Genomic DNA, 18,464 nt, shown 5'->3' with positions numbered 1-18,464 from the left:
GCAATTAAATTCTATAAATGTCTGCTCACTTATACCCGCTTTTACGCAGTTTGGTCTGCAAAGAATTTCGATTGGCTTACCGTGACCGAATCATGAGTACATTGGCGATCATCATCTACACCTTGTTTTTGACCAGTAGTCTGCTGACCGTCTTTCAATATCAGCAGGACCAGCAAAGCCGGGAAGAATCCAACGCTAAATTCAGGGATCAATGGAAGGCACAGCATACCAATCCGCATGATGCAGCCCATTTTGGTACCTACCTTTTTAAACCTTTAAACCTGATCAGTGCGTTTGATCCCGGATTAAATGATTATTTCGGCACGACTTACCGGGTGGAAGCCCATGTACAGCATGAGGTGGATTACAGCAATGCGGAAAGTAATGATGCCCTGATGCGGTTCGGTTCGTTTACACTGGCCCTGATTATGCAGTTGCTGATCCCATTGCTGTTGTTGTTCATCAGTTCTTCTTCGCTGACTTTCGAAAAAGAGTCCGGTACTTTCAAAATGTTGATGGCACAGGGAATAAAGCCTGTACAACTGGTCTGGGGGAAAGTCTTAGCCCATTATCTTTTTGTGATCCTTTTGGTATTGCCCATTTTTCTCCTGATGTTGATTTTCTTATGGTTTGCTCCTTCAGGGGGCTTACTGATCGGAAGATTGCTGATCCTCATTGGCGGATACTTATTGTTTTATCTGCTGGTGACCCTGGCTGGCGTGCTGATTTCTGTATGCAGCAAACGTTCGGGAACAGCCATCATGATGGTGTTAAACCTGTGGTTATTCTGTTGTATTCTGCTGCCTAAAATAGCAACTGGTATGGCCGATGAACGCTACCCGCTTGTGTCCAGGGCAGCTTTTAAAAATGAAGTCAGGACAGGTTATTTAAAAGGGATCAAAGGAGAAGGGACTTTGCAGGAAAGGGGCGAAAAATATATGGAGCTCTTACTCCGGAAATACCAGGTTAACCGCGCGGCGCAGTTGCCGGTAAACATAGATGGCCTGATGCTGCAATACCACGAAGATTACCAGAACAAGGTATTTGATTACTATTATTCCAGGTTGGAAAATACCTTTAATCAGCAGCAGTCTTTCCTGACTATTGCCGGATTGTGGAACCCCTTTTTAAGTCTGAAACGCCTATCTATGGCCATGTCAGGGACAGATTTTTATCACCATCAGCGATTTTTCATTGAAGCCAGGAAATACCGGAACGACCTGATTCGCCAGCTCAACCTGGAATTGGCTAAACACCCGGTAAATGGTCAGCAAGCCTATGTTGCCAACCCGGAGTTTTTCGCCCAGCTGAAAGATTTTCAATATGAACTTCCCCCTTTATCACGGGTTATCGGAATGCAGCAAACGGCGATAATTTCCATTTTTTGCTGGTTATTACTGCTTTCTCTGACTTTACACTTCGTCTCAAAATCCTCATTGCTTTAGCGTATGTCCTTAATTAAATTAATTTTCAGCTTTGAATGGCGGCAATTTGTTCGTCAGCCTGCACAACTCCTGATCCTTATTTTCTTCTTATTAATGGGTTTTTATAGCCTGAGTATCGGCCATCGGTTTGTTGGCCGGCAGCTGGAGGGCCTGGATACGCTTCAGAAAAACCAGCAGCTGAATCTGCGGGAGCTGACCGATCGGTTTAATGCAGATACCAGTACCGCTAAAGGTAAGATGCTGGCTGAACAGGCCGGACTGCCCCAGGTTATAGAATACAGGGCATCTCCACTGGCTACAAACCCTCCTCATGGACTGGCGGTAATGGCCATTGGGCAACGGGATATTCTTCCTTATTTTGACATCATCAACAGCAAAAGGGATGTCCTGACCCCGCCCAACACCGAGATCGCCAATCCGGAGAAACTGGCTTCGGGAAATTTTGACTTTTCTTTTGTGCTGATCTATCTGTTTCCGTTGCTGATCATTATCCTTTGTTACGACCTTTTTGCCAAAGAAAAGGAACAGCAGACCGACCGACTCTTAAATGTACAAAGCGGAGACCTGAATCAGATCCTGCGTTATAAGCTGTTGTTCCGGCTGCTTCTGGTGTCTGGTCTGAGCTGGATATTGAGTGCTATAGGTGTTTTAATACGACCAGCAGCTACTGCTTTATCTGTTATTGATGTGGTATTGTGGTTTTTTGTGCTGAATGCTTACCTGCTGTTCTGGTTTTCCATTTGCTGGCTGGTGGTGGTGTTCAGGAAATCCTCCCGTATTAACGCTTTGATCCTGCTTGGAATCTGGCTGCTGCTGACCCTGGTATTACCCGCTTTAATGAATAAGCTGGCCGCTCTGAAATATCCTATGCCTTTACGGACAGAACTGGTAGCTCATCAGCGGGAAACGATGCTGGACACCTGGGAAATGCCGATCAAAGAATTGCTCATTGAGTTTTACCGCAATCATCCGGAATACCGGTCCCTCCGCCGGACTGATGATACTGCTCAGTATGGAAATAAAAGGTTTGTGGCGTATTACGACCTGCTGGGCAGGCGTATGAATGAAAATGTTAAAGCCTATCAGGCTGCTGCTCAGAAACACAATGCATGGTTAAGTAAGACCGCCTGGTTAAATCCGGTTGCACAAATGCAAAGCCTCCTTAATGCAAGCGCCGGGACAGGCTTAAATGATTACCTGTTTTATCAAAGCCAGGCCGGCCTTTTTCAGAACCAATGGTCGAAGCTCATGAACAGCTACCTGCTGGTCAATAAGAAACTGAGCAGGACAGAGGTGCTGAACCTTCCGGCTTTTAAACCTGAAAAGGAGGAACACAGAGCTGCCCGGATCTTCGGTAATGCGTTGTCGATCTGGTTAGCGCTTATCCTGATTTTGTGGATCAGCAGCAAAAGAAAGCTCATTAAAACAAAGAACAGTTAAAATAACCCACACATAAATGAAAAGAATAATTTACTTCAGTTTCCTCTATTTTCTCTATCAGCCATTAACTTATGGACAAAGGACTGATACTGCTGCCCGTCCACAGAAAATCAATAAACTAAAGGAGGTCAGTGTAGTCAGACAAAGACTAGTGAAACTCAGTGCAGAGACGCTCTCGAATACCATGAAACTGCAACTGCCTTTATTACAGACGCCACAAAACATCATCCGGATTTCCTCTGCTTTATTGCAGCAACAAGGTGGTTTGGAATTGAGGGATGCTGCCCGGAATGCTAGTGGTGTGTATTTTGGATACAATAGTACTCCTTTTGATAATTCTGCTACGGCGCAAATCCGGGGATTTAGTGCATATACTACCTTAAATGGAATGTCAAGGCGCTTTAGTTATGGTTCCTCCATCGATGATGAAGCATTAATTGAAAGCATAGAATTTGTGAAAGGCCCGGCAGGATTTTTAAACTCCGTTGGTGAACCTGGTGGCTCGATCAACATTGCAACGAAAACCCCGGGGCAGAAATTATTGAATGTGATGGTTAACGGAGGTAGTTTTAACTTTTTCAGGACATCGGTGGATATTGGTTCGGCAGTGCAGAAAAAGGGTTTTTCCTACCGTTTTAATGCGGCATATCAGCACAGGGATTCTTATCTGACCGATTTGCGGACAGAGAAGTATGTGCTTGCGCCGGTATTGCAGTATAATTTTAGCCCGAATACCTTTGTGCTAGCGGAATATGACCTGATCAGAGGGGAAAGCCAGAACGGATCTGTGCTGGTTAAAGTCCGCAATGATGCCGACAAGCTGAAGGGGCCGATCGACCTGAACTATAGTGCCGGAAGGGGACTGCCCGGCAGTTATACGCAAAATCAAACCGGCAGAATTTATGCTGTCCATAAATTCAGTGAGGATTGGCAGCTGACTTCACAATCGTCTTATTTATGGTCACCTTATTCGAACTGGAACATGACTTCGGCCGGAAGTATGGTGAATTTCAGGCCTGATGGAGTGATGACTAAAAGAAGATCATACTTAGGTATGGGAGCGGGGAAGACCTTTTCTTCCCAACTATTTGCCAATGGTAAAATCAAAACCGGAGGGATTAGTCATCAGTTATTGTTTGGGGCCGATTATACCAATAGCAGGGACTCCCTCTCGCTGAACAATGGAAAGATCGAATTTCCTTATTTTAAAGCCGATCCTGTAAACGAAGTGGATCCGAACCTGATTCGACAAACAACACGTCAGACCAGGATCAATAACAATACCTTTTTAAAATCGGCTTTTGCTTACGACAATATTCAGCTGCATAAAAAATTATCGTTGACACTGGGTGCCAGATATACCTGGTATACCAATGAAAAGGCGACAACTAATGCTAAAGGGGTAGTTAAAATTAATAATTACAAGCAAAAAGCCCTTTCTCCACGTGCTGCGTTAACTTATCTGGTGGATAGTGCTACGACGGTTTTCTTCTTGTATGACCAGTCTTTTGTTCCTCAAAGTGGCCAGAAAGCAATTGTCAGTGCTACAAATGAGCTTATCGGATCAGAGGCGGTAGATCCTCAAAAAGGGAGAGATCTGGAAGTCGGGCTGAAAAGAAACTGGTTCGGTTCGCGCTTGTATACCACCCTGACTGGTTTCCATACCGTTAAGACCAATGTGCTGGTTGGAGATCAGGCGAATCCCGGCTTTTTAAAACAGCTGGGGCAAGTCACGAGTAATGGAATTGAGCTGGATATCATTGGAAGCATTACTGACCAGCTTTCCCTGGTCGCCAATTATACTTTTGTTAAAGCAACGGTTACCAAGGATATCCTTCCTGAACAAATAGGTAAAGAATTACCTCAGACTCCGCAACAAATCTTTAATACCTGGATACAATATAAGTTTCCGTTGAAAAACAGGGCCAGTCTGAACCTGAGCGTGGGACAGACGACAATAGTCAGGAGAAGTACTTCAGAAAAGGGAGTGTTCATTCCTGATTTTACCAAATTCGATGCAGGGATCAGTTATGTACAGGATAAGTATTTCTTCCGGGTTATTGCAGACAACCTGAGCGGAAAGCGGTACATGTCGTCGGGTGATGTCATTTTCGACTATCCTTATGATGGCCGTAATTTCTATTACATCGACGGAGAGCCTTTTAACGTGAAAATTTCTGTGGGCATAAAATTTTAATCTATTCTGATGAGGTTACAAGCGATAGAACTGACAAAAAAATATGGTGACCAGGTGGCCTTAAACGGTTTAAACCTAAGTGTTGAGCCTGGCGAGGTATTCTGTTTGCTGGGGCAGAATGGTGCCGGAAAGACCACCACCATCAATCTGTTTTTAGGCTTTACGGGGGCAAGCTCCGGCCAGGCCCTGGTAAATGGAATACTGGTGTCGCCGGATGAAGCAAAGACAAAACAGTTTCTGGCTTACATTCCCGAGGTGGTGATGTTGTATGCCAACCTGACCAGTCTGGAAAATCTGGATTTCTTTAGCCGTATTGCCGGTTTTGCCTATGAAAGGACAGCACTTGAACAGTATTTACTTCAGGCAGGCTTACAGCCTGAAGCTTTTCATAAACCGGTTGGGAACTATAGCAAAGGGATGCGACAGAAAGTCGGAATAGCCATTGCCGTGGCCAAAAATGCTGCAGCGATCTTAATGGATGAGCCGACGAGCGGATTGGACCCTAAAGCCACTCATGAGTTTAGTGAAATTGTAAAACAACTTTCGGCTGCAGGAAAAACTATTTTTATGGCTACCCATGATATTTTTAATGCCGTAAATGTGGGAACAAGGATCGGAATTATGCGTCAGGGCTCCCTGGTTCATACGCTCAATGCAAAAGATATTTCTGCCGGTGACCTGCAGAAATTGTATCTGGAAACGATATAAGATCAGAAGCCCTGCCGGGAGTTTTCTTCCGGCAGGGTTAATTTATTAAGGAAACAGCACCACCTGATTGGCGGCCGGGTGTTCGTTTTTGTATATAGCCCTTTCTTCGGCATGCCATTTCTCTTTGCCAAATTTTTCAAATTCAGGATAACCGCCCAGCAAAGTGAATTTTTCAAAAGTAAAAGGAATTCCTTCTGCATATAGCGTCGCATTGCGGTCTGCAACATGGAAATGAAGATGAGGCCCGGTAGACTGTCCGGTAAATCCAAGGGAGGCAATAACGTCTCCTTTTTTTACTTTTTGTCCGGCTTTAACCCGAATGCTGTTGGGTTGAAGATGCTCATAAAAGACATATTGATTTGCTCCGATTTTAAGGGAAATGTAATTGCCTGCAGCTTGTTCCCCCGAAACTGATTTGCTTTCCGACAATCTGCTGCTTTCCGGGATATCTGTTCTGACGGAAGCAATCACGCCATCCGCAACCGCGAGTACTTCCCTTCCGTATCCAAACCAATTGCTGGTCAAATCTTCTTCAGCGGAAGCATATTTGCCATTGTTGTCCATTTTGATGAAATCAATAGCGAAACGTCCGGGAATAAAAGATTTACTCCGGTTAGTATTGCGTACCCTTCTATGTCCACGGGGCCACTCAGCAGAAAATACCGCCGTCCAGGGCCCGGCGCGGAGTGGTGCTGCCAGAACTAAGGGACTTTCATTTTTAACTGTAAAAGGATCGGACAGGTGATGGGATGTTTGTCTGATGGACTGCTCTGGATCTTCATAGCGGATCAGATGCCGGAGCTTCCAGTTTGTCTTTGAAGGTTTTAGGATGAGCTCTACATAGATCATACAGGAATCATGAGGCAAAAGAAGAATCCCTTCTTTTTTCAGTCCAGGGTTTGCCTGATCTGACTTCTTTAAAAGTTCCGTTCCGTTATAGGATTCTGTTAATGTGGAGTCCTGTGGGTCTATGATGTTCAGTTCTTTAATGTTGACCTTATGCTTGCTCAGATTGAATACCTGCAGTTCATACCACAAGGTTGGTTTTCCTGCCATAGGAATAACTTTCGGCGCATGAAAAAGCCGGACCGAAATAGCGGCTGGTGTTTCCTGGGCCTGTAATTGTCCGGACCAGGTGCAAAGAGCTGCAAAGAGAAGAAAATTATAAAGTAACACTTATTCTATATGCGGATTGAATTTTCTACAAGATAGCCTTTTAATCTTTTATTTCAGAGCGGGGCTGAAAGGCACTTCGTAAGTATGGATAGTGTATTTTATACAAGCTAACCTCTTGATTTTAAATTGATTTTGATAGTGTTGGTTTAAATGGAATGTAATATTTTTGGTTCAATCTACAACCAAATTATGAACATTAAAAAAGTATTGATTGCCAACCGGGGCGAAATCGCAATCCGTATTGAACGGGCATGCAGTGAACTGAACATCCAGACCGTAGCAGTTTATACTTATGAAGACAGGTATTCTCTGCACAGGTATAAAGCCGATGAAGCTTACCAGATTGGCGCAGATCATGAACCACTAAAACCCTACCTCGACATTCAGGGGATGATCGGAATGGCCAAATACTGTGGGGCAGATGCCATTCATCCCGGATATGGGTTTTTATCGGAAAATGAAGAATTTGCTGCACAATGTGCGGAGAACGGAATCATTTTCATTGGCCCCAGGCCCGACGTAATGCGTTCGCTGGGAGATAAAGTGACGGCAAAAAAAGTGGCTAAATTTGCAGATCTGCCCATTATCGAGAGCAATGAAGTGGAGCTGACCGGCATTGCTTTGGCTTTGACTGAAGCGAAGCGAATTGGTTATCCTTTAATGATTAAGGCTGCCTCTGGTGGTGGTGGGCGTGGAATGCGTATCGTACATAATGATGAGCAGCTGGAGAAAGGATTTTTTGAAGCCCGTAGTGAAGCGAAGAACGCTTTTGGTGACGATACGGTATTCCTGGAAAAGTTTATCAATCGCCCGAGGCATATCGAAGTACAGATTGTAGCTGATAACCACGGGAAAGTAGTACACCTTTACGAACGCGATTGCTCTGTTCAACGTCGTTTTCAAAAGGTAGTCGAGGTTGCACCTTCCTTAAACTTAAGTCAGCAGACCCGGAATCAGCTTTATCATTATGCGACCTCGATCGCAAAAGCAGTGAAATATAATAATGTAGGGACAGTGGAATTCCTGATCGATGAACAGGAAAATATTTATTTTATTGAAGTAAATCCCAGGATTCAGGTAGAGCATACGGTTACCGAGATGGTAACCGGGATTGACCTGATCAAGACACAGTTGTTTATTGCGGATGGTTATCGCCTTGAAGATGCGGAAATCGGAATTAAAAACCAGGAATCTATTCAGTGTAATGGATTTGCGATGCAATGCCGCATTACCACTGAAGATCCTGCCGATGATTTCAAGCCGGATTACGGCACCTTAATTACTTATAGAAATGCAACTGGATTTGGGATCAGGCTGGACGAGGGGAGCACTTATCCGGGCATGAAAATCAGTCCGTTTTTTGACTCTATGCTGGTGAAAGTGAGCACAAGCGGCCATACTTTGGACGATGCGGCCAGAAAAATGCACCGGGCGCTGAGGGAATTCAGGATCCGTGGGGTAAAAAATAATGTGCAGTTTCTGGAAAGCCTGATCAGCCATCCCACCTTTGTGCAGGGAAAGGCAACGGTGAATTTTATACAGGAACATCCCGAACTTTTTGAATCCAAAAAGAGACTGGACCGGGGAACGCGTATCCTTACTTATCTGGGCGAGGTCTCTGTGAACGGAAATCCTGACGTGCGTGAAGTAGATCAAAATAAGCGCCTGGAAAAACCGGTTGTTCCGGCAGTGGAGCAACAGACTTATCCAAAAGGAACCAAAGATCTGTTAACTGAACTCGGACCGGAAGGGTTTTCTGCCTGGCTGAAAGCGGAAAAGAAAATACATTATACCGATACTACCTTCCGGGATGCCCATCAGTCCTTGCTGGCCACGAGGATGCGCACTTACGATATGCTTAAAGTGGCAGAAGGTTTTGCAAAAAATCATCCTCAGACCTTCAGTATGGAAGCCTGGGGCGGGGCAACCTTTGATGTTTGCCTGCGTTTTTTGCATGAAGATCCCTGGAGGCGACTGGAGAAATTGCGTGCAGCTATGCCTAATATTTTGATTCAGATGCTGATCCGTGGTTGTAATGGCGTAGGATATGCTGCTTACCCTGATAACCTGATTGAATCTTTTGTAGAGAAAAGCTGGGAAAAGGGGGTAGACATTTTCAGGATATTTGATTCCCTGAACTGGATGGAAAATATTGCACCCTGCATTGAGATGGTTCGTAAGAAAACCAAAGGCCTTGCGGAAGGAGCGCTTTGTTATACCGGAGATATCCTGGATCCTAAACGGAGCAAATATAATCTGGATTATTATTTAAGGATGGCCAAAGATCTGGAAAATGCAGGAAGTCATATTCTGGGGGTGAAGGATATGTCTGGTCTGCTAAAACCTTATGCCGCTAAAATTTTAATTGAAGCCCTTAAAGACACGGTCAAAATACCGATTCATTTACATACCCATGATACCTCTTCTTTACAGCCGGCTACTTATCTGATGGCGATTGAGGCAGGAGTAGACGTGATAGATTGTGCTCTAGGTGCTTTATCAGGCAGTACCGCACAGCCTAATTTTAATGCGATCGTAGAAATGATGCGTTTTCATGAACGTGAAAATCCTTACGATATCAAATCCCTAAATGCTTATTCTAATTACTGGGAGGCGGTGAGGGAATATTATTATCCTTTTGAATCCGGGTTAAAGGCCAGCTCTGCCGAAGTTTTTGAACATGAGATTCCCGGCGGACAGTATTCCAATTTAAAGCCTCAGGCAATTGCACTGGGATTGGGCGATAAGTTTGAGCTGATCAAGCAACGTTATGCAGATGTGAATGAGTTGTTTGGTGACATCGTAAAAGTTACGCCGAGTTCAAAAGTGGTGGGCGATATGGCCCAGTTTATGGTGGCAAATGACATCAGTCCGGAAGATGTTTTTACCAGAGGAGAGCAGCTTGCTTTTCCTGAATCTGTTGTTTCCTTTTTTATGGGCGAGATCGGACAACCTGCAGGAGGTTTCCCCGAAGCCTTGCAACGCATTCTGCTGAAAGGGAAAACCCCTTTTACTGACCGGCCTAATAAACATCTGGAGCCGCTGCATTTAGCTGCGGAATTTGAAGATTTTAAGCGTGAGTTTGGAGATGACCTGAGCTATACGATGTACCTGGCTTATAAGTTCTATCCGAAGGTAACGGCCGAAGCCATCCGTGCCTTCAGGTTATATGGCGATGTCTCGGTTATTCCAACCCAGTATTTCTTCTATGGAATGAAACCTGGTGAAGAAACTACGATTGAAATTGCCAAAGGAAAGACCTTATTGATCCGTTTACTTTCTATTGGCCCGGCTGATGATAAAGGGATGCGTACCGTATTTTTTAAACTCAACGGACAGACGCGAAATATTGAAATTCTCGATAAGACCGTACAGGTAACCAGGCTCGAAAACCGGAAGGTAGACAAGTCAAATGTGGCCCATATTGGTTCTCCATTACAAGGACTGCTGTCTAAAGTTTTTGTGAAAGCGGGAGATGTGGTGAAGAAAAACCAGCCGCTATTTATGATTGAGGCGATGAAAATGGAATCCAATATTACGGCTATAGCAGACTGTGTGGTGAAGAACATTGTTTTAACGGAAGGGACGATTGTCAATACCGATGACCTGGTTTTAGAAGTATAAAGGGATGTAAGAAAATTTTTTAAAAACTTTAAAAATTACACTGCCATAAGGTTGTCAGTGTCGTATATTTATTTTGTAGTACAAATCAAATAAAAACAGATATGACAACTGACAACCTTAATACGGCGTCGGCCGGTACCGCAATTGCCTATTTAATGAAGAATTATGCAGCTTATAATGCATGGGCAAATACGACATTGATCAATTGGCTGCGAACTCATCCTGAAGAGGTACTGGAAAAAGAAATTTCCTCCAGTTTCTCGGGGATCAAACCAACCATTTTTCATATCTGTCAGACACAGGTATATTGGTTATCATTGATTAAAAAGGAGGCTTTTGATTGGGAGCGTTCCTATACGGGCACCATAGGAGAGGCCTTTGATATGCTGATTAAGCAGTCTGAAGAATTTGCAGATGTGGTAAATCAAATGACCGAAGCGGATATTGAAGCATGTACATTGGTAGAGAATCCATGGTTCAAATGCGACTTTGCCAATTTTGAATACATTCAGCAAGTGATGAATCACAGTACGTATCATCGCGGTCAAATTACTACGATTACGCACCATCTTGGCCTGACCGGAGCTCCGATGACAGACTATAATTATTATAATATCTATGGTAAAAAAGGATAGTTAATTAATAAGAATGGAGCAGGGCGATGGCTTCGGTTCTTGCCCTGTCACATACTGTTTCGATCGTTTCCACATGTCGTTCAAGTACTTTGTAGGCCGCATCCAGTGTTTCTAATGCTTCGAGTTCTACTTTTAATTTTGTTTCCAGGCCCAGAATTGAAATGCTAGGCAACATATAGTGTGCGCTTTGTTTCACCTGAGGGAAATCGCCTGCAGCAAAATGCTTCTTTAATACGGCCAGGTCCTGAGGAATCTGCTCAATAAAAATCTGGACAATCTCCTTTTCAAAAGATTTGTCACCATTGCTCAGCTGTTGTATATAACTGAGGTCAATGAGCTGATTGTTTCCAGGTGCAACAGAGGATATGGCTGGCATTTTCTAAGAAATGAAATATGTTGATAAACTGCAAAAAATAAGCCATTTATTAAATGTATTGTTTAAATTAAGTAATTTTCTGGTCAGAGAATCTGCATTCTTTTATTGAGGGTAGCACGGTAAGCATCAGAAACGGGTACAAGACTATTATTAATGATCAGTGTTCCTCCTTCCAATGTATCAATCTTGCTTACATTGATAATAAAAGAACGATGAACTCTAAGAAAAATGCTGGCCGGGAGCTTGTCTTCCACAGACTTTAAGGTTGAGTGGATATTATAGGAATGATTTAGAATATAGATTTTTACGTAGTCTCCTTGCGCCTCCATGTATAGAATTTGATCCAGTTTTAATCTTCTGACTGTATTGGAATCCCTAATGAATATAAAATCCTGTTCCTTATTATCCGTAACCTGGGTTTTATTCTTAATAAATTCCCTTACCCGTTCCATGGACTGCAAAAACCTGACGGGCGTAACCGGCTTGATAATAAAATCAATGACGTCTAAGTCAAAGGCATCTGCAGCATAATCTCTATTTGACGTGGTAAAAATAATGAGTGGCCGTTTTTGTCCCAGGCTTTTGGCCAATTCCATTCCGGTCATCCCAGGCATCTCAATGTCCAGAAACAACAGCTCGATAGAATGTTCAAGGATTTTAACATAAGCCTCGGTTGCATTTGTGCATTCATCAACCAATACTAAAGAGGAATCGAGGCCAATTAGTTGTTTGAGCGTAGTACGGGCAATTTTATTGTCGTCAACAATTAAGCAATTCATCGGGATGTTCGTTAACCTATCCTAAAGTAATCATAATAGATTAAAAAATGAAAGAGTGAAAAGCCTTGTTCACCGTTCATTTTATCCTTTCTGTCTATTCCTTCTTTCTGACCTGTTAGAAGGGGTATACCTTTGAGCCATCAATTAAAAAACAACCTAGAAAACATAAATTAAAAAAACATTATGAAAAACTTATTATTCATTATCATCGGTTTATTCACTTTCAGCAACATTCAGGCACAAGGGATTATGAAAGATCCTGTGAGCTTTAAACTAAAAAATGGGGTAGAGATTATCGTTGCTGAGAATGCTGGAATGGGAAAAGTATTGGCTTCAGTGAAAATCGAAGGTGCACAACTGGATGCAAAAAGCAGTGTAGCTAGTGCAGATAATGGAGAAGATTTTGGTCCTAAAGTAAACTACAGTGCTGATGAGGTGAATGTAGCTGCGGATATAGCAGATTTCGAAAAAACCTTTTTAACAATGGCTGCTACCTTAAAACCGGCAGTGAATGCAGGAAATTCAACACCATCATACATTACCATTGCCGGCGACATTACGCTTGCACAGGCAAAAGCACTGGTAAAGAAAGCATTTGGCGAATGGAAAGAAAATACGGATACTGAGCTTGCGAAGTAAGTAATACCCGCAGCCCAAGACATAAAAGAAACAGAGATAAGTAGGGGGAGGATTGCAGATGGAAGAATTTCCATCTGCTTTTTTGTTTTCGGGGTATTTAGTTAACCGCATTCCCCAGCTTACTTTAGTTCAGGGACAACACATCTCCAACAACTGCCACCACTTGGAAAAGTTGCCCAATAACACATATAACCCTTTGGGTGATGTGCATCTATACTATATCCTTTCACCGAGCATTTTTGCCTTTCTGTCGATCCTGTCTTTTTCAGGCTTTAAAACCGGTCTACCTTTGACTCAATAAATCAATCCAATCTATCAACTTGAAGAAAAAAATTAAAATGATAACAATGAAAAAAATATTAATAATGATTATAGGTGTATTCGCTTTTAACAATATTCAGGCGCAGGGAACAATGAAAGATCCGGTAAGTTTTAAACTGAAAAACGGGATAGAAGTTGTCGTGGCTGAAAATAGTGGAATGGGCAAAGTATTTGCATCCGTTAAAATCGATGGGGAACCTGTATCAACCAATGCTGCTGTATCTGACGTGTTAACCAACCTTCTGACAGAAGGGGCTATTCATAAAAGTAAAGTTGCTTTTGCTAATAACGGAAAAGATATCGCGCCTAAAGTTAATATTAACGCTGAAGAGGGGAACGTGGCAGCAGATGCTGAAGATTTTGAAAACGCATTTTTAGTCTTGTCATCCGCCATACAAAAGCCGGAAATGGATAAAGAAGCAGTGGATAAGGCAAATAAAAATGCGGAACATTCCATCTCATTCGATGAATTAAAAACATTTTATAACCAACAGATTAAACCATCCAGGACTTACATTACCATTGCGGGTGACATCACTCTTGCAGAGGCAAAAGCGCTGACTAAGAAAGCATTTGGTGAATGGAAAGAAAACCAGGAGACAGCCATTGCAAAATAAGCAATAGCACAGAATAAATAACAGGGGAGACGTAGGGGGATGATGGCAGATGGAAGAATTTCCATCTGCTTTTTTGTTTTATGTCAGATGATAAAGGATAAGCGGTTTAATACTGAAAATTGATTTATCTTTATACAAAACTATTTTAATAGTCATTCGATGTACGGAGACCATGTAAATCTTCTTCCGGTTCAGGGAGAGGCCTTATTCCTTCCCGGATTTTTTAATCCGGAGGAAAGCGATGAATATTTAAAGGAGCTGACAACAGCAACGGTCTGGAAGCAGGAACCGATAAAAATTTTTGGCAAGACAGTGATGCAGCCCAGGCTCACCGCCTTTTATGGAGATGAGAAAATCAGTTATAGCTATTCCGGGATTACGATGAAGGCACTGCCCTGGACAGATACGATGATGCAAATTAAGACCAGGATCGAACAGAAGTACAATGCCCGGTTTAATGCATGTCTGCTGAACCATTACCGGGATGGGGCTGACAGTATGGGCTGGCATAGGGACAACGAAAAGAATCTTGGTAAATACCCATTGATTGCCTCTGTAAGTTTTGGTGCACACCGGATTTTCCAGTTCAGGCGATATGTAGAAAAGATTCCTATTATCTCCGTTGACCTGAGCCATGGGAGCGTACTGGTGATGAAAGGAGAGACACAGCATTATTGGGAACACCGTTTACCAAAAACGGTAAAGGCCAGTTCTGTCAGAATTAACCTGACCTTTCGTTTGATTATTGATTAAATGTCTGGTTTTTTTGATAAAAAGTGAGATAAGCCCGCTTATTTGTTGTATTTAAGTCAGAATTCCGCAAAGAGTTTTTAAAATATAATTTACCCATTACTTTTGTTAACGGTGTTAACAAAAATTCATAGTACATGGGAATTGCAGAACGAAAAATAAGGCAGAGGGAGGAATTTAGGGCGAGTATTCTTGAGGCAGCCTGGCAGCAGGTCATTTCTGATGGCTGGCAATCCTTGTCGATCCGCAAAATTGCAGATGCGATAGAATACAGCATTCCGGTTATTTACAACCACTTTGAAAATAAGGAAGCGATTTTGTTAGAGTTTACAAAAGAAGGATTTCAGAAGCTTTCAGAGACACTGCAGGAGGTTAAGGATCAGTATGAGGAGCCGGCAGAACAATTGGAGGCTATGGCACATGCTTACTGGGATTTTGCCTTTGATCATAATGAATATTACCAGCTCATGTTTGGTCTGGGAATTCCGGCATGTGACCGGGTAAGTCAGGTGATAGAAATGAAGACAGCCACTGGCATCATGATCTCTACCATTAAGGAAGCAATTGCAAGAAGCCCCAGGCCGGAAGCTGATTATTTCCTCAAGTACCACACTTACCTGTCTATTCTCCATGGATTGGTCTCCATTCAGATGATTCAGAAAGAAGGGAAGCCGGATGCATCAAAGAAAATGATTCTTCAGGATGCGATTTCAGGTTTTATTATTTCCATTACCAGCAAATAATTTCTTAAATTTAATTTACATCAATAATCATAAACTATTAAAATTCACCCCAATCTACATCAATGAAAAAAATATTCAACACCAATTTTAACCATGAAGGCATACACTTTATGCTGCTTGTCCTACGCATTAGTATTGCTGTTTTTATGTTGGTTCATGGTTACGGAAAGTTACAAATGCTGACTTCAGGAGAACCAATACAGTTTGGAGATCCGATCGGTGTTGGAGAACCGGCATCTTTGGCATTAGCTGTTTTTGCAGAGTTTCTTTGTTCGATTTTAGTCCTGATCGGATTGGGTACGCGATTGGCAGTAATTCCTTTAATCATTACGATGCTGGTTGCGATTGTTGTCATCCATGGGCCTGATGGTTTTGATAAAAAAGAACTGGCTTTACATTATCTGGTTGTTTATGCTTTCCTTTTTGTTTCCGGAAGTGGTAAGTATAGTGTTGATCAGATCATCAGTAACAACCTGAGCAAACGCAGACGTTAATCTGCATTTCGAAAAACACGCTTTACAGTATTAAATTTAATACTGTAAAGCGTGTTTTTATTTATTCATTCAGCTGATCCAGCTCCAGTCTCAGCCGGTCCTGCTCAATCAATTGTTTCAGTTCCAATTCACCAGGAAGGTATAACCGGTATTTACTGGCAAATAGTTTTTCGTTTTCGGCCAATACAGAATATTTAACCAGCGTTTCATCCTTTTCTGTACATAGGATCATACCCAGGGTAGGTTGATCCTTACATACATATCCATCTGACCAATGGCTTCATGGCTGAGTTTCCTGGTTTTGAGATCAATCAGAATGAAACACTTCAGATAATAGTTGTAGAATACCAGGTCTATAAAGAAATCGGAAGTATCGGTTACGATGTGTTGTTGTCTGGCTACAAAAGCAAAACCCTTTCCCAATTCCATTAAAAAATGCTGAATGTGATTAATTAAAGCCGTTTCAATATTATTCTCAGAAGCAGGAAAATCCTTGGTAATCCCAAGGAACTCGAAAATGTAAGGATCTTTGATGAGCTGTTTTGCTGCAGGTATCTCGGGTTGCTCTTCTTCGAGTATCCTTCCGATGTATTGGGTCTTGATGTTTCTTTGCAGGGTACGGGTATCCCAATTGCCTTCGATACAATGTTGGGTATACCTGTTCCTTAAAGGTTCTGTCTCTAATCTGCTTAATATTCGATAATGTGTCCAGCTTAATTCGTGACGCAGTGAGTCACGTTTCTGGAAAGAAAGGTAAAACTGCCGGATATTTCGAAGATTACTTTCATCAAAACCCTTTCCAAATTCAATAGTGAGTAATTTAGCAAGATTTTTTAAGGTTGCTTTACCATACATTGCCTTGACGTTACCTTTCTGTTCATCTTCTACAATCAGTTTTCCAATCTGCCAGTACATTTGTAATAAGATCTTATTGCTACTCTGGTAAACCCTTTGCTTAGCCTGACTGACCACTGTGAAAATTTCTGAGTAAAGCTGATTTTGTTTTTCCGGATCTTTCATTTTTACTGAATTAGGTTTAGGGATTCCTTTAATATCTTATAAATCCTCTTGCCTAATTTCTTTATAATAGTTTAAATTATCTTAATAGTTTTTAAATTAATTATACTTTAATAATAACAATTACGGTTTTTAGGGCCGGCTGGTTGATTGGCATCGGATTTCCGCATCAGGTGCTGAGGGTAATCATGTCTAATATCGTCATTTCAGATCAGCTGCAGGTTTATATGTCGGTATTGCCATTCTTACCGGTCATTGTGATGGACTTATCTTATTTCCCGTCAGGCCATATTTTATCTTCCTCTGATGTAGCTGTTGCCTCTGTTTTTCGGTATTGGCAGTGTGTACTGGGGCAGTGCAGCTATTGACCTGACTATGACTCTTATTACGCTTGTTTGTCTGTGGAGGAGCTTCAAACCTGTAGCCTTTCAACAGGATGTTTTATAAAACCGGAGTTTATCAGGGGACTTTAGTTTCCCGAATCGTAGGAAAGTGCTTAATTATTGCATTTGAGTAGATGTGAGTAGATCTTTTTAACCACCGGGAGGTGTTTTAGGACTAAACTTGCATTGCCTAATCAGCATGATTTGATTAATTAACCACCTATTTACGAATTCAATCAAACTAAAAAAACATCCTAAATTGTTAAACTATGAAAAACCGAATCTTATCCCTGGCTGTGCTTAGCTTACTGATCAGTAGCATCTATTCTTGTTCAAAAGAAAAGAATGCGGAAGTTGCTGAAAAACAGGAAGAAATTTCTGCCTCTACGTTGGCTCAGATTAAAAAACTGGGATTCAACACCCATGAAGTTCAAAAAATGGAAAATGGATACCTTGTAGAAGGTGATATCCTGTTAACTGAAGCTCACCTGAATGAAGCTGCAGTAAATACCAACCTGAATATTGCAGAAACCGAGCAATACAGGACTACTAATATCGTGAAGAACCTCCCAAGAACCATTACCGTTTCTGTTACCGGCCTGGATATCAAATTCTCTCAGGCATTGGATATTGTCATCAAAAGATACAATGACCTGGGACTGAAACTTAAATTTCAACGTGCTACAACAGGAACAAAGGGCATCATTGACATCAAAGGATTTTATCAGGGGCCTGATTTCCTGGGCAGGATTGTATTGGCCAGTGGTGGTTTTCCAACCAGTTCAGGAAACCCATATGCTCAAATTCTTTTCAATACCCACTCTGCAGGTTATTCTTCTAAAAGCCTGGAGCAGATTGCGGGCGTATTGCAACACGAGATCGGACATAACATCGGATTCCGTCATACCGATTATGCAAACCGCGCTTATAGCTGCGGCGGATCACGTGACAATGAAGGACAGGCCGGTGTTGGTGCCATCAGAATTCCGGGAACACCATCCGCTCCTGATTCAGAATCATTTATGCTTGCATGTGTAGGAAGTAATCCCCGCACATTTAATGCAAATGATGTGGTTGCTTTAAACTATCTGTATAAATAAAAAAATCAAGGTAAAGGGTG

Annotated in this window: 15 protein-coding genes and 1 pseudogene; 12 read left to right on the top strand and 4 right to left on the bottom strand. The window is 42.2% G+C overall.

What is annotated here, in order from left to right; genetic code table 11:
• Window positions 1-17: 17 nt before the first annotated feature.
• From BFS30_RS02790 to BFS30_RS02775, 4 genes are read left to right on the top strand one after another with little or no spacing between them, the layout of a single operon-like run.
• Window positions 18-1,445, top strand: a complete 1,428-nt coding sequence (locus BFS30_RS02790) for a DUF3526 domain-containing protein (protein ID WP_069377881.1) — start codon at window positions 18-20, stop codon at window positions 1,443-1,445.
• 3 nt (window positions 1,446-1,448) lie between these two features.
• A complete protein-coding gene (locus tag BFS30_RS02785) occupies window positions 1,449-2,885 on the top strand; it encodes a DUF3526 domain-containing protein (protein ID WP_069377880.1) in 1,437 nt (478 codons plus the stop codon).
• Window positions 2,886-2,901: 16 nt separating this feature from the next.
• Window positions 2,902-5,082, top strand: coding sequence for a TonB-dependent siderophore receptor (locus tag BFS30_RS02780; RefSeq protein ID WP_069377879.1), 2,181 nt, complete (start codon window positions 2,902-2,904; stop codon window positions 5,080-5,082).
• Between the two features lie 9 nt (window positions 5,083-5,091).
• Window positions 5,092-5,790, top strand: coding sequence for an ABC transporter ATP-binding protein (locus tag BFS30_RS02775; RefSeq protein ID WP_069377878.1), 699 nt, complete (start codon window positions 5,092-5,094; stop codon window positions 5,788-5,790).
• 45 nt (window positions 5,791-5,835) lie between these two features.
• On the opposite strand, the gene BFS30_RS02770 is transcribed toward BFS30_RS02775, so the two are convergent.
• Window positions 5,836-6,966 carry a M23 family metallopeptidase gene (locus tag BFS30_RS02770; protein WP_157262864.1) on the bottom strand — a complete coding sequence of 377 codons (1,131 nt, stop codon included), beginning with the start codon at window positions 6,964-6,966 and terminating at the stop codon, window positions 5,836-5,838.
• 189 nt (window positions 6,967-7,155) lie between these two features.
• Here BFS30_RS02770 and BFS30_RS02765 point away from each other — a divergent pair, with 189 nt between their 5' ends.
• Window positions 7,156-10,590: a pyruvate carboxylase gene (locus BFS30_RS02765; RefSeq protein WP_069382256.1), complete on the top strand. Its 3,435-nt coding sequence runs from the start codon at window positions 7,156-7,158 to the stop codon at window positions 10,588-10,590.
• 101 nt (window positions 10,591-10,691) lie between these two features.
• The gene (locus BFS30_RS02760; protein ID WP_069377876.1) at window positions 10,692-11,225 is read left to right on the top strand and encodes a DinB family protein; all 534 of its coding nucleotides are present in this window, start codon (window positions 10,692-10,694) and stop codon (window positions 11,223-11,225) included.
• Window positions 11,226-11,229: 4 nt separating this feature from the next.
• Here BFS30_RS02760 and BFS30_RS02755 read toward each other — a convergent pair whose 3' ends face one another.
• Together BFS30_RS02755 and BFS30_RS02750 are read right to left on the bottom strand one after the other, a co-directional pair.
• Window positions 11,230-11,601: an Hpt domain-containing protein gene (locus tag BFS30_RS02755; protein WP_069377875.1), complete on the bottom strand. Its 372-nt coding sequence runs from the start codon at window positions 11,599-11,601 to the stop codon at window positions 11,230-11,232.
• Between the two features lie 83 nt (window positions 11,602-11,684).
• A complete protein-coding gene (locus tag BFS30_RS02750; RefSeq protein ID WP_069377874.1) occupies window positions 11,685-12,380 on the bottom strand; it encodes a LytR/AlgR family response regulator transcription factor in 696 nt (231 codons plus the stop codon).
• 183 nt (window positions 12,381-12,563) lie between these two features.
• Here BFS30_RS02750 and BFS30_RS02745 point away from each other — a divergent pair, with 183 nt between their 5' ends.
• The 5 genes from BFS30_RS02745 (at window position 12,564) to BFS30_RS02725 (ending at window position 15,944) form a co-directional block, all read left to right on the top strand.
• A complete protein-coding gene (locus BFS30_RS02745) occupies window positions 12,564-13,019 on the top strand; it encodes a hypothetical protein (protein ID WP_069377873.1) in 456 nt (151 codons plus the stop codon).
• A gap of 347 nt (window positions 13,020-13,366) precedes the next feature.
• A complete protein-coding gene (locus BFS30_RS02740) occupies window positions 13,367-13,957 on the top strand; it encodes an insulinase family protein (RefSeq protein WP_167353119.1) in 591 nt (196 codons plus the stop codon).
• Window positions 13,958-14,116: 159 nt separating this feature from the next.
• Window positions 14,117-14,710: an alpha-ketoglutarate-dependent dioxygenase AlkB family protein gene (locus BFS30_RS02735; RefSeq protein ID WP_069377871.1), complete on the top strand. Its 594-nt coding sequence runs from the start codon at window positions 14,117-14,119 to the stop codon at window positions 14,708-14,710.
• A 134-nt stretch (window positions 14,711-14,844) separates the two neighbouring features.
• Window positions 14,845-15,450, top strand: coding sequence for a TetR/AcrR family transcriptional regulator (locus BFS30_RS02730; protein ID WP_069377870.1), 606 nt, complete (start codon window positions 14,845-14,847; stop codon window positions 15,448-15,450).
• Window positions 15,451-15,512: 62 nt separating this feature from the next.
• Window positions 15,513-15,944, top strand: a complete 432-nt coding sequence (locus tag BFS30_RS02725; protein WP_069377869.1) for a DoxX family protein — start codon at window positions 15,513-15,515, stop codon at window positions 15,942-15,944.
• Between the two features lie 61 nt (window positions 15,945-16,005).
• Here BFS30_RS02725 and BFS30_RS02720 read toward each other — a convergent pair.
• Window positions 16,006-16,964: pseudogene (locus tag BFS30_RS02720) on the bottom strand (PDDEXK nuclease domain-containing protein).
• 649 nt (window positions 16,965-17,613) lie between these two features.
• On the opposite strand from BFS30_RS02720, the gene BFS30_RS02710 reads away from it, so the two are divergent.
• Window positions 17,614-18,444 (top strand): M57 family metalloprotease, encoded by an 831-nt coding sequence (locus tag BFS30_RS02710; protein WP_069377867.1) that lies wholly within the window; start codon window positions 17,614-17,616, stop codon window positions 18,442-18,444.
• Window positions 18,445-18,464 lie beyond the last annotated feature (20 nt).

Origin of the sequence: Pedobacter steynii (assembly GCF_001721645.1) — a bacterium.
GTDB classification, from domain to species: domain Bacteria; phylum Bacteroidota; class Bacteroidia; order Sphingobacteriales; family Sphingobacteriaceae; genus Pedobacter; species Pedobacter steynii_A.
This window is presented reverse-complemented; position numbering and strand designations above follow the sequence as displayed.

Coding starts and splice junctions, on each gene's coding strand:
- BFS30_RS02790 (WP_069377881.1), top strand. CDS start 18: ATGTCTGCTCACTTATACCCGCTTTTACGCAGTTTGGTCTGCAAAGAA.
- BFS30_RS02785 (WP_069377880.1), top strand. CDS start 1,449: ATGTCCTTAATTAAATTAATTTTCAGCTTTGAATGGCGGCAATTTGTT.
- BFS30_RS02780 (WP_069377879.1), top strand. CDS start 2,902: ATGAAAAGAATAATTTACTTCAGTTTCCTCTATTTTCTCTATCAGCCA.
- BFS30_RS02775 (WP_069377878.1), top strand. CDS start 5,092: ATGAGGTTACAAGCGATAGAACTGACAAAAAAATATGGTGACCAGGTG.
- BFS30_RS02765 (WP_069382256.1), top strand. CDS start 7,156: ATGAACATTAAAAAAGTATTGATTGCCAACCGGGGCGAAATCGCAATC.
- BFS30_RS02760 (WP_069377876.1), top strand. CDS start 10,692: ATGACAACTGACAACCTTAATACGGCGTCGGCCGGTACCGCAATTGCC.
- BFS30_RS02755 (WP_069377875.1), bottom strand. CDS start 11,601: ATGCCAGCCATATCCTCTGTTGCACCTGGAAACAATCAGCTCATTGAC.
- BFS30_RS02750 (WP_069377874.1), bottom strand. CDS start 12,380: ATGAATTGCTTAATTGTTGACGACAATAAAATTGCCCGTACTACGCTC.
- BFS30_RS02745 (WP_069377873.1), top strand. CDS start 12,564: ATGAAAAACTTATTATTCATTATCATCGGTTTATTCACTTTCAGCAAC.
- BFS30_RS02740 (WP_167353119.1), top strand. CDS start 13,367: ATGAAAAAAATATTAATAATGATTATAGGTGTATTCGCTTTTAACAAT.
- BFS30_RS02735 (WP_069377871.1), top strand. CDS start 14,117: ATGTACGGAGACCATGTAAATCTTCTTCCGGTTCAGGGAGAGGCCTTA.
- BFS30_RS02730 (WP_069377870.1), top strand. CDS start 14,845: ATGGGAATTGCAGAACGAAAAATAAGGCAGAGGGAGGAATTTAGGGCG.
- BFS30_RS02725 (WP_069377869.1), top strand. CDS start 15,513: ATGAAAAAAATATTCAACACCAATTTTAACCATGAAGGCATACACTTT.
- BFS30_RS02710 (WP_069377867.1), top strand. CDS start 17,614: ATGAAAAACCGAATCTTATCCCTGGCTGTGCTTAGCTTACTGATCAGT.